At 44.7% G+C, this 16,487-nt stretch carries 9 protein-coding genes; 3 read left to right on the top strand and 6 right to left on the bottom strand.

The features are described from left to right. Positions 1-81: 81 nt before the first annotated feature. The 5 genes from PV783_RS12550 to PV783_RS12530 form a co-directional block, all read right to left on the bottom strand. Entirely contained in the window at positions 82-1,191 is a 1,110-nt protein-coding gene (locus tag PV783_RS12550) for a Gfo/Idh/MocA family protein (RefSeq protein ID WP_420988208.1), read from the bottom strand. A gap of 262 nt (positions 1,192-1,453) precedes the next feature. Next, positions 1,454-1,789 carry a hypothetical protein gene (locus tag PV783_RS12545; RefSeq protein ID WP_420988207.1) on the bottom strand — a complete coding sequence of 112 codons (336 nt, stop codon included), beginning with the start codon at positions 1,787-1,789 and terminating at the stop codon, positions 1,454-1,456. A 5-nt stretch (positions 1,790-1,794) separates the two neighbouring features. After that, the gene (locus PV783_RS12540) at positions 1,795-7,536 is read right to left on the bottom strand and encodes a DUF6443 domain-containing protein (protein ID WP_420988206.1); all 5,742 of its coding nucleotides are present in this window, start codon (positions 7,534-7,536) and stop codon (positions 1,795-1,797) included. A 24-nt stretch (positions 7,537-7,560) separates the two neighbouring features. Then, on the bottom strand, positions 7,561-10,791 hold the full coding sequence (locus PV783_RS12535; protein WP_420988205.1) for a hypothetical protein: 3,231 nt from the start codon (positions 10,789-10,791) through the stop codon (positions 7,561-7,563). A gap of 396 nt (positions 10,792-11,187) precedes the next feature. Continuing rightward, entirely contained in the window at positions 11,188-11,718 is a 531-nt protein-coding gene (locus tag PV783_RS12530; protein ID WP_079468461.1) for an OmpA family protein, read from the bottom strand. A 161-nt stretch (positions 11,719-11,879) separates the two neighbouring features. On the opposite strand from PV783_RS12530, the gene PV783_RS12525 reads away from it, so the two are divergent. After that, positions 11,880-13,205, top strand: a complete 1,326-nt coding sequence (locus PV783_RS12525) for a GntP family permease (RefSeq protein ID WP_420988204.1) — start codon at positions 11,880-11,882, stop codon at positions 13,203-13,205. 29 nt (positions 13,206-13,234) lie between these two features. Here PV783_RS12525 and PV783_RS12520 read toward each other — a convergent pair whose 3' ends face one another. Continuing rightward, complete coding sequence (locus PV783_RS12520; RefSeq protein WP_363434296.1) at positions 13,235-14,461, bottom strand: trans-sulfuration enzyme family protein; 1,227 nt, start codon at positions 14,459-14,461, stop codon at positions 13,235-13,237. A 127-nt stretch (positions 14,462-14,588) separates the two neighbouring features. Between PV783_RS12520 and PV783_RS12515 the strand changes: the two genes are divergently transcribed. Continuing rightward, complete coding sequence (locus PV783_RS12515; protein ID WP_420988203.1) at positions 14,589-15,179, top strand: RNA polymerase sigma factor; 591 nt, start codon at positions 14,589-14,591, stop codon at positions 15,177-15,179. Positions 15,180-15,247: 68 nt separating this feature from the next. Further along, positions 15,248-16,399: a FecR family protein gene (locus tag PV783_RS12510; protein WP_420988202.1), complete on the top strand. Its 1,152-nt coding sequence runs from the start codon at positions 15,248-15,250 to the stop codon at positions 16,397-16,399. The last annotated feature ends 88 nt before the right edge of the window (positions 16,400-16,487 follow it).

Below are 16,487 nucleotides of genomic sequence, written 5' to 3'. Positions count from 1 at the left end.
TTGCTGCGCCCGGACCACTAATAGATGATCCTGCTGTTTTTCACTATCACGCGGGATATTTCCTCGGCAGATCGTTCAGGATCATGACAGTTTAAGGTCTACTTTCTGTCCTGTTTTAACGGCGTGGTAAATGGCATCAATAATTTTCAGGTCTTTCAGCGCTTCTTCTCCATCCACAGCAACCACCGGTTGTTTTCCTTCCAGGATGATTCCGGCCATTTCTTCCATCTGCACGGTTTGATGGGTAACGTGTGGCTGGGTGAGTTCTCCTTTATGGGTGCGTCCGCGGATGGGACCGTAGCCCGTGGAGGGTTGCATCTCTGCAAATCCTTTTTCACCGTTGAGATAAAAGCGGTCGAGGTAGTTCATGTTGTAAGTAGAGAGGCAGGAAGCCACAGCGCCGCTGGGGAAGCCCAGCTGGAACTGGATGGTTTCGTCCACGCCTTCCTTGAATTTCACCGGGTCTGTTTTGGTTTCCTGGGCCGTTACCCAGACGGGGTCTTCGCCTGTCATATACCGGGAGCCGTTAATCGCATAGATTCCAATATCCATTAAGGAACCGCCGCCGGCCAGTTCTTTATTGAGGCGCCACTGTGTGGGGTCGCCAATGCGGAAACCACATAGTCCCTGGAAGAACATGATTTTTCCAAAGTCGCCGTTTTTGCGCATGCGGATTACTTCCAGTGTTTTGGCTTCAAAATGCATGCGGTAGCCGACCAGTAATTTTACGTTTGCTTTTTTACAGGCGGCAATCATTTCCTGGCCTTGTTTGGCATTCAGTGCCATTGGCTTTTCACAGATCACGTGTTTACCCGCCGCAGCTATGCGGATCGCCTCGTCGTGGTGCAGGGCATTGGGCGTGGTAATATATACCGCATCAATGTCTTTGTTATCTTTTATGCGATCAAAGTTTTCGTAGTTATAGCAGTTTTTGTCGGGGATAGAGAACCGGCTCTGCCAGTCTTTTATTTTAGACGGAGTACCACTGATCACGCCTACCAATTTTGCTTTTACGCAGGCCTGCATGGCGTCTGCCACGCGGCTGCCATAGCTGCCCAATCCCATAATGGCTACACGTAATACCGGGCCATCGTAGTGTTGGAGGTCTTTTGCCCAGCCGGCGAGCGGCATCAGGGGCAGTACCATAGCGGAGGCAGCAATTTTCTGTAAAAAATCACGACGAGTATTCATGACGGGAGATTTGGGTTTCATTGATTCCTTAATAATACAAAATTTATCAATACCCATCTAAGTAAAGTAATTCAATATAGTATTAAAAAAGAGGCATAAGCCTCTGATTGTTTCTATGTTCAGGTGGTGACAAATGAAAACATAACTATATCAGATAAAGTCAATTGAAGAAAATTATATAAAATGAAGAAACCGCCTCAATTAATTATGAAACGGTTTCTTTCCTAATTATAAAAAAGCATTTTAATAAGCATCCATTTGACTAATAGATCGATACGCCTCCGCATTGATACGGAAATTTGAAGATGCGGTCTTTTTTGATAAGATATGTCGTCAAATCTCCTGCCTTCTTCCGCAGGGTATCTCCAGGAGCTGCCAAATCATACATCTTGTCAAATCCAGCCTGTCTGAATATCTCTGTTTTACCCTTAGTATTTGTGCCCTCGATTACATTATACCTTATCTCTTCTGTATGCTTGTCGCGAACAACAAAATTATACTCCACAGGACGGTATTCCCGATTAGCAAAGGTGGCGCAGGACTCTCCGCATCCCTGACATAAAAGTAAAGTTGAAAGAACTATAAAAGGCTTATACATACTTGTTATCTGTTTATCTGAAAGAAAGCCATTTGAGTATACGATACTTCGTGGCCGATACCCACACTAATTGGATCAGCTTTGCTGTTATACCCAAATCCAACCGTATTAAATCCGTCTGAAACAGCTGTTACTCCTTTTCCTGGCACCCTTGTCGCACTTTGGGAATACGAACCAGAGAATTTCCCTATTGATAGACTATTCGTTACCGCAAAACCTTCAAAATCCTTATGTCTTTCTGCCAACCTGGCGCCATTATACTCACTTATAAAAATACTTGGTACAATCGCGCCAGACACTGCATCGAATCCGGTAGGCGTAGCAAAACCATATCCCAAACCGTGAAAAACGGCTATGCCCCAATTGTCGACATAAATACCGATTGAATAGCTACCATTTGCAAACCACCGATTATGCCCAAATGTGAACTGGAACCCCATAGCAGCAGGGATGAAGGGACCATAAGCCCCTGCTCCTCTGGTAGGTGGACTATAAATCGTAACTGTTTGCAACCCTACGGCATTATAGACCCGTCCATTAGCAGCATAATAATAGGTTTGTCCATCACTCCCTACTACTATCTGTTGTGTCCCTACATAAGTAGCATCTTTCCCATACTTTCCGGTTGCTTCATCCTGTGAATTTACGGTTTCATCCCAAATCATTTGTCCGCCTGTGTTTACCCAGCCCGCAATTACTATCGGCATGCGAGTAGGCTCGCGCGCATTACGTTCTGTTCCTTCATCTATTTTACTGGATCCGGATCCACCAGGATTGAACGGAAAAATCCGACCTCCTCCACCTGGGGCCGATCCAGGATTTTTACGATAATCAGGTTCCTTAATTGGGGGCTGTTTTTCCATTTTAGTTGGATCAAACCAAACCAGGCCAGATGGATCGCTGTACCTGACCGGATTATCGCGGGTATATGCATATGGCGACACTCCATACTCCAACCTACTGAGCGGATCTATGGTATTCCAATGTCCTGTTTGTGCATCATACATCCGGGGGCCATAGTCGTGCCAATCCAGACCAGTACCATCAACCATTTCTTTACTTTGTAGCTCTTTAGCATTGAACTTATACTTATTTTCTTTATATACTGTTCCTTGCAATGCATTGCTACTGATTCCATTCATTGCCAGACCAAATGGATAATAATGTGTTTCTTCGACCAATGGCCCAGGGGTAGCGAATACCGTTACATCATCGAAATATACATCTTCCGGCGTTTCTGTGTTAGTATAAACATAAAAAAATCCATTTCTTTTCATCACCATTTTTGCTTCCTCTAATACCTGTAACTGATCGGGCTCTTCCTTTACCTGTTTTACACCACTGTTTTCATCCACCATTTTAAACTGATCATCGAACAACACATAACTAAGGTACGCTTTCATGCGGCCTGGCCTATTTTCCTCCGGATTTTTCTCTTTAAGATGCTGGTAATCCTTGTCTGAGAAATTACCGGTAAAAGAAGATATCCTGTCTGCATAAGCCGCGCCATGACCGTTTGTTGCTGTTGTACTACCGTTGACAAATGCTTGCGTCAGGGCATTCGCCATCGCCATAGGTGTAGACGACGACTTGTCGTTTTTCGGAATGCCTGACTTATAAAATGCTTTGGCGGAAATACTGATGGTGTCGCCTGCCATTACACGTAATACTATAGACGGTCCAATTTTGTGGCCATCTTGTTTGGCATTGAGACGCGCCACTTGTTTATTATCCTTGCCCTCTGCTGTAGGATACCCTGCTGGTTTTGCAACACGTGTCTGATCCACATTACTAAAAAGTATACCCTCTTTTGCTGCATTGGCGGTTTCCATAGTAGCTACATAAGTACCGGCAACAGGATTTTCTGACAATACTGTACGGACATTACTCAGATGATCTTTAAGAAAATAATCAAACGCATACTGCGGTGGTTGTCCAGTCAAATAAATCAACCTAACCTTTCCTTCTTCGTGAGGGAAAAACTCAAGGGTATCATTATTATATACTGCACCATTTATATAATCAGTGATAGTTTTTTTAACACTGCTTCCTGTATTATCTGTTATGATCTTTTGCAATTTGTCACCCGCAGCGTTGTATAAGTATTCTATTGTTCCTTTGTTCGCTGCAAACGTAATTTTATCCGGTAAATCAAGATGGTTATAAGTTATCTGCGTAATGGATTTATTATTATCAACCGTTAAATTACCATTGGCATCATACAAATAATCCGCAGTACCGCTATTCTTATTCCCTGTATTATTTAGTACCGGTTCGTGAAAGTCTCCCAGCATGCTATTAGCATTGTTATTATCATCATACACATATTTCAGCTGGTTGCTGTTGTCCAGATAGCTATAATGGAGGTTATCAATAGTTGCCACCTGAGTGGCAACCAACCCGTTCTGTAGCATCGCAATTATATTTCCATTGGGATCATAAGCAGAAGACGGATTAATACCATCACCCATCCTGACACTATAGTCAACGGCTTTATTCCAACCGCTGCCGGCATTGGTCTGAAAATCAGCCAGCATCAAACGACTTTCATTGTCATAGTTAAAATTGTACTGGTATTGGTTTCCACTACCTCTCCATGTGACACCGGTAATGTCACCATTGTAGGCGGCCTTACTGTAAGAGGTTCCTGAAACAGCGGAGGTGATTTTATCATAGGCCAGTTCATATCCAAAGTAGCCAGCAACTTGTCTATTGACGTAATCCTTATTAACCCCGGTAAGCCATCCACGGATGTTATAGCTGATATTCTCGGTATTGATGGCATTTCCGACTACTTTGACAACATGTTGACCAAGGGCATTATAAGTGAAAGTTTGAATGGGTCTGGCGGCACTTTCTCCATTTATCTTTTTCTTTGTGGTCAGTAGCCGTCCCATGATGTCATAACTTTTAATCGTGAGCACTCTGGTATCAGGAGTGATACCAGACCACAAATTATTGGTGTGTGCAAAAGAGCTTAACAATTTACCGCTGAAATCGTACCTGTTGGTGAGGATATCCACCCCGCCAGATTTATTATCTGTGAGCTGTTGGAGTAATCTCCCATTGTTATCGTAATAGAGTGTAGCTGTTTGCCATTGATCTGTTCCTAATATCCGTACGCGAGAGCCCGTAGCTACGCCCCTGGTCATATTGGTAGCTGTAGTTACTATCTGAGGGCTGACAGGATTATCACCACTTTCTAGTGTGCTGAACTCAGCTGAGCGCAAGCTCTGTTTGCCAGGGAAATTATAATCGTCATAATAGTTATAAATAAGTGCATCTAATTCACTGCTGGCAATACTTGGTAAAGACATACTTATCGGCATAGTGATCGTGACGCTGCCGGCTGCCAGTTGCGTTTCAAATTCGCCGAGGTTACTGTCGAAACCTGGAGTAAACGTGACACTATTAGATGCCTGATAAACGGAACGTCCATCATGTGATGCAACTGTCAGATCCTCAATAACAGGAACGGTTTGCGTAATAGTGGTGCTGGCAGTCGCGCTATTCATGGCTGTCTGCAGATCCTGACGGCTGATATTCTTCTTATAAAAGGCCGTCATCACTTTTCTGTTTTGATCATCATAAAACATGGCGAGCCATTTATTGTTCAGCTTCATATTACCATCCTGTAAAAATATCTGGCGATCCCGGTTGTCATATACCATAGATAACGGATCTGCACCCGGTGCTTTTTTCAAAATCATCCGCGATTTTGCATCATACTGGTATTGATAGCAAAGACCATTCATTATCATACTGGTGATCGTCCAGGAGCTTTTAATTGCTTCTACTGCTTTGGGTGTTATCACTACACGGAGATGTCCCAGTTCATCATAAACGTAGTAGGTACATATCCAGCCATTGTGATTAACACCCAGGCTTGCGGTTACAGCCAATTGTGTTTTGGAGAGAATTTTCTGTCCTTTTTTATTAAGATAGTCAATGGTTTGTAATCCATGTTCATCAAGGGTTATATTTTTGGCGAGTGTACCTGCTGCGTATATCTTATTGGATAGGGGTATAGGAAGCGTGCCGGAAGGAATATTCCATATGCGAACTTCATCGGCAGCGGTGTTTACCTGATATTTGTTGTTAATACCGCGGTTACTACCTACCCATGAGCTTCCTGGCGCATAAGAGGCGAGTGGTCTACTCAGGGGAGAAGATTCATAAGTAGTTTTAGCATACGCCGGCTCACCGGGGAATAACCCCTGATAAAAGTTTTCCTGATCCGACTTTGCGGAAATTTTGTAGTTCCCATTGCTGACTGATGCCCTGGTATCATTATCATTGTAGGTATACGGCAGGTATTCTTTCTCTATTCTACCGTATGTATCGTACTCCTTAAAGGTTACGAGGTCTTTTCCTTTCCCATTGCCACCCTGGACAACACGTTGTGTTTCACGCCCCAGACCGTCATAAAATGTAGTATTCTTCTGTTTGCTCCCGGTCGTTAATGCATTTACAGCTGCTATGGTCAGTGCTCCGGAAGCAGTAACATTATTGGTGATAACATATGTTCGATCCGCAGCAATAAAGTTCTCTGGAAATGTATTGAAAAGTAAAATATTAGAATAAGCGATTACACCTCCACAGGTCACCTGTCGTCTTATATACATATTAGTAGTGAAAGAGGGAGCCGCTGAAGGGTAGTCTGCGCCGGTGCCTATGTTTTGCCAGGTAGTCCCATTTACGGATTGTTCCCACAGATACTGATATAAAGATGGATCACATTTACCTCCTGATGCAGGGGCTTGTGTAATTATTGGTTTTGTACCTGAAACAGCCACTGTATCGTCCGCATAAATATCACCAGCATTAAGGTCGTAGGTGGTAAAAGTCAATTCATTGGAACTGGCGCTATAACTACCGCAAATAGTCTCTCTCCTGATAATAATATTGGTATTAGTAACAACTGGTCCATTGGCAGGATAATCGACACCCGTGCCTATCAAGGTTTCTGTCCCCCCAGGTGTGGTTTTGTACCACCAGCGGTAACTAATGCCTGATACACCACATTGCCATCCGCCGCCTGGCTCCTGTGTTATATTCACCTTATTACCATAAGCTACCTGAGCGGAGTTATTGGCATAATAAATCTGTCCGCCACTTACTGGTTCATGTACATAGGATAATGAACCAACCTGTGTATATACAGTTGTACTGCCATAAGTCGTTTTTCTGCGGAGATAAATTGTCTTCTCAGTGGAAGATATCGGCGGTACCACACTCTGTTGATTGGCACCTGCAATGGATGTAAAGGGACCTCCTGCGTTGGTAGCAGACTCCCATTGAAAAACATAGTCACTTACATTACAGCTTCCACCTGTAGGATATGCAGCCATTACTACAGGCGGCTCAGCATCGGTATATGCCGTCGCGGGACTTACCTTTACCTCATTACCATCCGTTAGTGTAGCTGCTGTTGTGGATACAGTGATATTAACAGATCCGCTAGGTGCCCACAGCGAAATGGTACCCGAGGTAAAATTACTTTCATATATCACTCTTATCTGCAAAACGCCTGTAAGGCAATAAGATATGCCATTGATTTTTCCAGGTGCGCACCATTGCATCTGTGGCACATCTGATGACTGCCAGTTGCCTCCAGCAGTGTATATATATTCCTGTCCAGGGATAATACAATTTCTCGGCCCTGTGATAGTGATTTGCGCAAAGCCTTCCACGCCGCTGCTTATATAAAAAAATGTCAGGAGTAAAAATCTAAATATTCTCAGCATAAAAAATCATTAAAAGGAAAACAATTAGTTTTTCTGATGATATTCGTAAGACTCAATAATATTCCGGAAGGCATCTCTTTTTAGGAGGAGTCTCCCCCCACTATCATATTCATAGTAAACAATCGCTCCCAGAGGTGAACAGATAGAAGTAACACCTATGTTAGGGTCATATGTATAAGTAGTAATTTGTGCCTTATCAGGATATAACCTGAGCTCATCTATGATTACCGCTCCACTGACTTGTATGCTTGCAGTGCCTGCCGGTACTTTATGTTCATAAAAGGTCCAGCCGTTATTGACGCTCCCTACTGATGCCGTTGTCCCACTGATGGTGGCCGCACCGGATTTACTCCAATAAGTAATGATATGTATATTTCCAGTGGAAAGACCGTTAGCTGTTAAGGCCCCGCTACTAAGGTTGTAGGCGCGTTTTCCGGTAGGAGCTGTATTATCGTTCACAGGAGTACCAATAAAGTTCCAATTGCCTTTTCCGTCTGCTTCAAAGCTTGTATAGGCAACATCTGTAATTGCGGCATTTTTCACTTCTGCAACCGCCATTTTAGCACCATAGTCCCATATAATTGACACGGGTCCTGCATTTCTACTGGTGTATTGCAACAGGTTAGTATTATTGTCATAACTATCCATGCTAGCCAATGTACTATACCTACTGTCTGTACTCATCTGGCCACTACTGATGCCGGCCGGAACAAAATTAGTAATCGGTTCCTCCAATAATAACTCCATATGTTTATCCATTACAATGGCTTTATTGGATATTGCTTTATAAGTTGTAAGTTGTGCATCTGTTGTAACATTACCAGAGATTCCCTCAGTACCTGCTACATTGGATACTTTTTCAACGACAGCAGCCTGCATATTACGTGCAAGCATAGTGTCCATCACAGCATTACCTGTTTGCAAGGCAGCTCCGGTTAAAAAATCGGCTACGTACTTCCTGCTTTCTGTAGCAACATTACCTTTACTATCTATGGTAGTGGTACGGGTTACCTGCTGGTGTTTAATATTGTCATAATAATAATTCTCGGATACCGCGACCGATTTTGTTTGGTCATCTGAATCGTAACTCGTGGAAGTTCTGCTAATAGGATAATTATCATCTGACGATATTGAATAGTACGAATAAGTATAGCTGTACGAATCATGGTAATCTCCGCAGGCGCCATTGGGATTTCTTTCACCAAGACTAACATCGGAGGTATAGGTGCCACCAGATGACTCGTCAGAAATGATAGTCTTCCCCACTACAAACCCTACATTATTATACTGTTTTTCAGGAAACGCGGAATAGGTATAAACATCTTCTTGCACTTTATTGTAACTGCTACCTGTGTTAACGTACTGACTTTTTCTTAGCAGCTGTCCACGTGCATAAAAATAACTATTGATAATCGGAGTACCCGTCAGAGATGCAGTTTGTAAGGCATCTGGTCTATCAGAATAGTGATAGTCAATGCGTCCGATGTTGTTCAATTCATTTCCCATATATTCTGTAACATCGGAATATGCAACAGGTATTGCATCAAAGGGTTCAATGTCTATCACAGGGGAAGACACATAAGTGGTAATATTCCTGGTACCTGCCAGCACCGGGCATATAATGCCATCCACATGCAACAGAAAAGCACGACCTGTTTGAAAAGTACTGAAATAATAATTCTTAAGTGTGAAATTAGGACGAGCTGTAAGGTAATTATACGTTTTTGTGATAGGCTTGGAACGATAGCCTGCACTACTGGTTATTGACTTTACCCTCAGACCACCAGCCAGCTTAAACGCGCCATTCAATTGATATCTATTGGCTTCATAGATAAATGCTGAATATCCTCCCGTCGGAAAACTGATCTTCTTTAATACACATGCCTGCATATATTCATTATCACATTCCCTTCCATCCAATGTGGAACTACCGATCGTGATAGTACTTAAATTATATGGAACAGTCATCTGTGGAATAAGTGTACTGTTTGGCTTGCCATTGTAATATCCCCAGTAATCCTTTGATGCTGATGTATAGGCGGGCAGTACCTTATCAGTGTTATACTCAAATCTGTACTTTTCCAGAATATCGCCATTGCCTGCAATAATAGCAAGCGAATCGAGCTTCAGTCGTTTGGACATTACATCTGTGCCATTGATGAAATAACTGGTGTAAAACTGAATTGACTTAAGTAGCTTGAACTGTGCACTACTGTAATCATAGCTATATACTCTAATAGCATTCAAAGCATTACTCCCTGCTCTATAATCCTCACGGGGCGTAGTGGCCGACTCAAAAACTACTTTACCGTCGCGGTAGTTTATTTCCTGTAGCGTACGTTGGAAAATGGTACTCGTATTGTTAATCTGTGATTGCATGGTAGCACTGGGGCTAAACGCAGGATGAGCATTGTCATAATTATACACGTTATCTACTACTGTCCAAGTGTGCGTAAAATCAGGTATCTCACTCGTTGTCGCAGTGTTATACTTAAATGAAACAGTATCCCGTTTGCTTTGAGATATCATATTATCCAACAGCCACGCAGAAGTGTTGGAAAGACTGATGCCGCCGTTGGAATTAGATGTCGACTCCTTTGCTGTATTTCCAAAAAGGAAATTATTTCCGTTTTCATCTTTCATGGTAAAGTAGGAGAGATTTTTACTATCTGGTGTTATCACCACAGGGGAAAATGGAATCATCGCTACTTTATAATTATCTGTTCCGTCAAAGAAAAATTTACCAGAGTGATTATTACAGACATAAGAAAAAATATCTGGTTGTACATCATACTCTTTCCTTCTCACAGAACCAAGAAACATAATGCCTGCATTCGTCGTAGCATCTACATTAGCTGCAGATTGCAATTTTCCCTGGAGATAACCAAACAGATCTTCATCTGCCCGTCCCATGATTTTACGGGTAATCTGTCCGCCGGCAAATACTGTCCATCCTAGCCCTGCCCATCCGGCTTTTTCATTCACCTTAAAACCAGCTGCGTGGTAACTTAATGTGATGGGAACCTTAAAAGCACCTGCGGTTATCTCATATAAAGAAATACTTATATCCGGAATACCTGAAAATTGATTTACGGGATAATCTCCATATTTATCTATTGATGCCGCAGTCGGCGACTTAGGAAAGACAGTGGGTGCAAAATAATTACTAACTGTTTGTGCCCCGGAATGTACTGCCAACAAAACAAATATTCCAATAAGCGAAACAAGACTGGGTTTTATAAACAAAAATCTCATATGGTATAGGGTTATAAATCTCAATACTTTTAGCTACAAACTACAAATAGTATTTGTACTAATGAAAATAAAAGAACAAATATACCTTCACTTTCTTATTGCACTAATACTTAAATACTTATCTACATATTGAGTTTTTATACCGAAGTTATCTAGTTAAACTTCAATCATCCAGCCACGTCAAATCCTCGCTGTCCCAATATAAAGGGCTGGCATCAAAGAGGATCATCCATAAAGGCAGCTCCTTATAATTGAGGCGGCCATAGTTACATTTTGCGGCTACCTATTTTATTATCGACCGGAACCTCAAACTGTATTTGTGGTTTATCCGGTTAAAATTATATCAAAAAAAAAGCCGCTCCGGGTTTACGGAGCGGCTGCTATCTTTATAAAAAATCAGTTCTTTACATCATACAAAATTACAAACTCCACTCTCCTGTTCTTTGCCTTTCCTGCCTCTGTATTGTTGGTGGCAATAGGATCACGGTCCGACAGGCCCCAGGTAAACATACGGTCGTTGTTCACTTCAAAGCTGTTGAGCAATTGTTTAGCGCCTGTTGCGCGGCGTTCAGATAGCTCACGGTTGTATTCTGCCGTGCCGGTGTTATCCGTATGCCCGGTGATCAGGATCTTTGTTTTATTGTATTTGTTGAGCACATCTGCAAAATGTTTGAAGGTGGGCTTTACGCTTTCGTTCACCTGGTCGGAAGACGATGAAAACAGTACGTTGTTGGGGAAGATCACTTTCAGGCTGTCTTTGATGATACTTACTTCCGCATCATTCAACGTATTTTTCAGCTCTTCATACTGCTTGTTCATATAAGCATGCTGGCTGCTGCTTTTCCGGGAAGACGCGCAGGAAGCCATTACAACAATGGACACTATTGCCATCAGGCAATAACGTGAGGTCAATAACATTCTTTTCATATCCGCTGTATTAAGGTGCAAAGGTATGTAAAATAGCCATTATCAAGCTGTTGCATAAATAATCTCTAATATTTACAAAAACATATATGCGTTAATGTTATAACACTGTTACGGTAACACCTATACGGGGTATTGCGTAATTCTTTTTATCTTGGAGGGATATGAATACCATTCCTTTGATACAAAGCATGCTGGGATTGCTGGCGGGCATTGCGCTCATTGTGTTGCTCACTGCGCGCTTCCGGGTGCATGCTTTCTTTGCATTGCTGCTGGCCAGTGTGCTCACCGGTATCATTTTACAGTTGCCCGTAACGGAAATCCTCGGCAGTATTAAAAGCGGTATGGGGAATATTGTAGGCTCATTAGGATTGCTCATCATACTCGGCACTACGCTGGGGCTCATCCTGGAACATACCGGCAGCACTACCGTGCTGGCCAACTACGTACTGCGCCGTACCGGTACCGGCCGCTCTGCCCTGGCTATGAATATCATCGGCTACCTGGTAGGCATGCCCATTTTCTGCGACTCCGGTTTCATTGTATTAAGCGGACTAAATAAAGCGCTGGCCAAACGCTCCGGTATCTCCATGATTGTAATGGCATCTTCACTGGCCACCGGCCTGTATGCCGTTCATTGCCTGATGCCGCCGCACCCCGGCATTACTGCTGCCACCGGCACCATACATGCAGAAACAGGCAGGGTAATGCTGTATGGATTGCTCATTGCCATCCCGGCATCGGCAGCAGGCTACCTGTGGTCCATATTCGCCGGGCGACGCATAGCCGTTGACGTTAGTGACACAGCAGACGTTGCGGAAGAGGCACGCCGCGGTCCTTCTGTGCTGATGTCGGTACTTCCTATTGCTGTTCCTGTACTACTCATTGCCATCCGTTCCCTGAGCGGACTGGAATTAACACATCCGTCTCCTGCACTGCAGGTGATTTCTATACTAGGCATCCCCGAAGTAGCTATCAGCGTGGGTATCCTGCTGGCGCTATCCCAACTGAAAAATAATATGGACGCCATCCTGCAGGAAGGGGCTGAAAAAGCAGCAGGCATACTGGTGATTATTGGCGGCGGCGGCGCCTTTGGGGCTATTCTCGCCAAAGCGGATATCGGGAGCCATATTGCGCAGAACCAGTCTATCGCTACGCTGGGACTATTTCTTCCTTTCCTTATCACCGCGCTGCTGAAAACAGCGCAAGGTTCTTCTACTGTAGCAGTGATTGCCGCGGCCGCCATTGTACAACCGCTGCTGCCCGTAATGGGCCTGGATTCCGCCAATGGCCGTATCCTTTGTGTGCTGGCGATGGGCGCAGGGTCTATGATGATTTCACACACCAATGACGCTTACTTCTGGGTGATCTCTAAATTCTCCGGGCTGGAAATAAAAGATATGCTGCGGGTGTATAGTACGGGGACGGTAGTAATGGGGCTGGTGTCAGTGGGGTTGGTGTATTTATTGTCGCTGGTGCTGGCGGTGTAGTAATTGCTTACCACACCGCTGTTATATTTTTACCCTTCCAATGCCTGCTTCAAATCCGCCACAATATCCCCAACACTTTCCAGTCCTACACTAATCCGTATCAATCCATCAGAAATACCTGCTTTCTCCCTGTCTTCTTTCTTCATCCCGGAATGCGTCATAGAAGCCGGGTGGGATACCAATGTATCCACGGCGCCCAGTGATACAGCACGTAAGCACATCTGCAGCCGGTCAATAAAACGTACGGCGGCATCAAACCCATCTTTCAGTTCAAAGCTCATCACTGCACCGGGATGGCGCATTTGTTTGGCCGATAGTGCATAATCCGGATGGGAAGGGAGGCCGTTATAATTTACCTGCGCTACGGCGGGATGCGCATGCAGGAATTCCGCTACTGTTTGTGCATTGCTGCAATGTTGCTTCATGCGCAGTTCCAGTGTTTTGATGCCCTGGATCAGTAAAAAGGTATCGAACGGATTGGCGCAGCCACCAAGTAGCTTCGCTGTTTTATTGACTTTCGTTTGCATCAGGGGAATATCTTTTCCGATGAGCACACCGCCAATAGCGGTACCATGACCGTTCAGGAATTTGGTAGTGGAATGAAAAACGAAATCGGCGCCATAGCGGAACGGTTGCTGAAGATAGGGTGTAGCAAAGGTATTATCCACACTTACTTTTACACCGTGTGCAGCGGCTATTTTACAGATGTCCGCAATATCCACACAGCGCATAGATGGATTGGCGGGCGATTCGATATGAATCATTTTAATAGAGGGATCCTGTTTCAGCAGGGTAGCTACGGCAACAGTATCATGCAGGTCCGCAATCAGTGCCTTTACGCCGAATTGCGGCAGGAAATCGAACAGGAATTCATGCGTGCCGCCATAGAGGGAGTAATGCGTTAGAATGGTATTTCCGGCTACTACATTAGAGAGGAACATGCTGGCCATCGCCGATTGTCCGCTGGCGTGCAGCAGGGCTTTCAACTGCAGGGGCTCTCCATCTGCGGCGGTAATGCCAAAAGCTTCCAGGGCGGCGATCAGCTCTTCGGCCACTGTTACAGTGGGATTGCCAAAGCGGGAATAAATATAGCCGGGGGCGGTTCCTTTAAAACGGTCCATGCCCTGTTGTGCATCGTCGAATGTAAAGGTAGCAGTGGCGAAAACCGGCACCAGGTGGGCGTGTTCGGCCATATTGGATTGGGCTGCATGGATGGCTGCAGAGGCCATTTCAGTAAAACGCGGGTGATGACTCATGCTGTAAATTTATAGTTTCCGCGGGAAGAAAATAGATATGCAGCAAAGAAAGCGCTTGCAGGAAACCCCTAAATAGTATAATATTGACCATAGCTTATCATTTTTGCCACAAAATCCGGATCACGCTGTGAGTTTATCTGAGGACAGGATACTTTTTTCGAGAATTGCAAGTGGAGATGAAGCAGCTTTCCGTTTATTATACCACCGCTATAATGCAGTACTGGCGGGGTCTGTAAAGAAGCTGCTGAAGTCCGGCATGGCATCGGAGGAAGTATTACAGGAAGTATTCCTTAAAGTTTGGATGATGCGTCATACCCTGGAGAGCATTGAAAATCCGGGCGGATGGATGTATACCCTGGCGGCAAACTATTCCCTCTCTGCGCTAAGGAAACACGCCCGTGAAAAGCATCGCCAGGATGATATTGCCGACGATATGCCCGATGATGCCGATGTGCCGGCGGGCATCTACGCCAAAGAATTACAGGCATTGATCAGGCATGCCATAGAAAAATTACCTGCCTCCCGCAGGGAAGTTTTTATGATGAATACCCAGGAAGGCAAATCACGCAAAGAAATAGCCGATGCCCTGGACATCTCTGAAAACACCGTTAAAAACCAGCTGGTAACGGCCCGCAGATTCATCCGGGAATACCTGGAAAAACATACCGGCACACGACTTCCTATCCTGTTGATTATACTCCTGTCGAAGTTTTTTTAATTTTTTTCAGAGACGCATAGTACAGTGACAATATTTCAGCGTCTATCAGCAAAAGAAGGGTTTGTACCGTGGAAGCAAAAGAGTACTACAGGTTTTTATTGGAGCGTTACTACAACGGTTCCGCTACTGCGGCGGAAGAGGAAGAGCTGTTTGCCGCACTGCGCACTGGCGAAGATGAGGAAGACTGGACCGTCATGATCAGTGAACTGCACGCGGCTGCTCCTGCCGATCCGGCGTACAATCCCTCTTTATATGAGCAACAGGTAGATAGTATCCTGCAACAACCGGTAAGAAGTATGCGCCCGGTGATTCTGCGTTATGTTGCCGCTGCCGCCATTGCCTTACTGATAGGCGCCACCGGGTACTTTGCCTGGCAGCGGGTTTCCCGCAAAGCCGCTGCACCGATAGCTGCCGCCGCCGATGTAAAACCCGGCAAAAACGGCGCGGTGCTCACACTGGCCGATGGCAGCGAAGTAGTGCTGGACAGCCTGGGCAACGGCACCGTTACCACACAGCAGGGCACGCGCGTAATACTCAGCAATGGCCAGCTCTCTTATGATGCTGCCGGCACCGGCGCGGTGAGTCAGAATACCATGACCACGCCCCGCGGCCGCAAATTCAGGCTGCGCCTCCCCGATGGCACCAACGTATGGCTCAACGCTGCCAGCGCTATCAGCTACCCTACTGCCTTTACGGGCAACATCCGCAGCGTAACCCTCACCGGGGAAGCCTACTTTGAAGTTGCCGCCAACAAAAATCAACCATTCATTGTTCAACTCAGTAACGAAACCAGCATCCGGGTGCTGGGCACTCATTTCAACATTCATGCATACCCCGATGAAAATAATATCAGCACCACGCTCATGGAAGGCGCGGTAAGGGTGAATATACAGCAACAAACCAGTTTACTGAAGCCCGGCCAACAACTGGACATCAACAAAAAATCCGGCGCTACGGCCCTCAATAACCAGGTAGATACCCTCGCCATTATTGCGTGGAAAAACGATCTCCTGAATTTCCAGGATAAAAAGCTCACGACCGTTATCAGCATGATAGCACGCTGGTACGACATTGAAGTAGTGTACGAAACAACTCCTCCCGATATCACTTTTGTAGGGGAAATTGGCAGTGATGTAAATCTTTCCAGTGTATTGAACTTCCTGCGGGAATCCGGCGTACACTTCCGCCTCGAAAACAGGACGTTAATTATAGGAAAATAAATAGCTAATCATCAAAACAGAAAAAACAGTTATAGAAAAACAGTGAACAAAATTTAAGAGATCAGCCAATGAAGTTAGCGGGTAATAA

Source organism: Chitinophaga sp. CC14 (assembly GCF_048957795.1).
Classification (GTDB): Bacteria; Bacteroidota; Bacteroidia; order Chitinophagales; family Chitinophagaceae; genus Chitinophaga; species Chitinophaga ginsengisegetis.
This window is presented reverse-complemented; position numbering and strand designations above follow the sequence as displayed.

Bases quoted from the DNA above. Each gene is read 5' to 3' on its own strand.
- PV783_RS12550 (WP_420988208.1), bottom strand. From the start codon at position 1,191: ATGAATACTCGTCGTGATTTTTTACAGAAAATTGCTGCCTCCGCTATG.
- PV783_RS12545 (WP_420988207.1), bottom strand. From the start codon at position 1,789: ATGTATAAGCCTTTTATAGTTCTTTCAACTTTACTTTTATGTCAGGGA.
- PV783_RS12540 (WP_420988206.1), bottom strand. From the start codon at position 7,536: ATGCTGAGAATATTTAGATTTTTACTCCTGACATTTTTTTATATAAGC.
- PV783_RS12535 (WP_420988205.1), bottom strand. From the start codon at position 10,791: ATGAGATTTTTGTTTATAAAACCCAGTCTTGTTTCGCTTATTGGAATA.
- PV783_RS12530 (WP_079468461.1), bottom strand. From the start codon at position 11,718: ATGAAAAGAATGTTATTGACCTCACGTTATTGCCTGATGGCAATAGTG.
- PV783_RS12525 (WP_420988204.1), top strand. From the start codon at position 11,880: ATGAATACCATTCCTTTGATACAAAGCATGCTGGGATTGCTGGCGGGC.
- PV783_RS12520 (WP_363434296.1), bottom strand. From the start codon at position 14,461: ATGAGTCATCACCCGCGTTTTACTGAAATGGCCTCTGCAGCCATCCAT.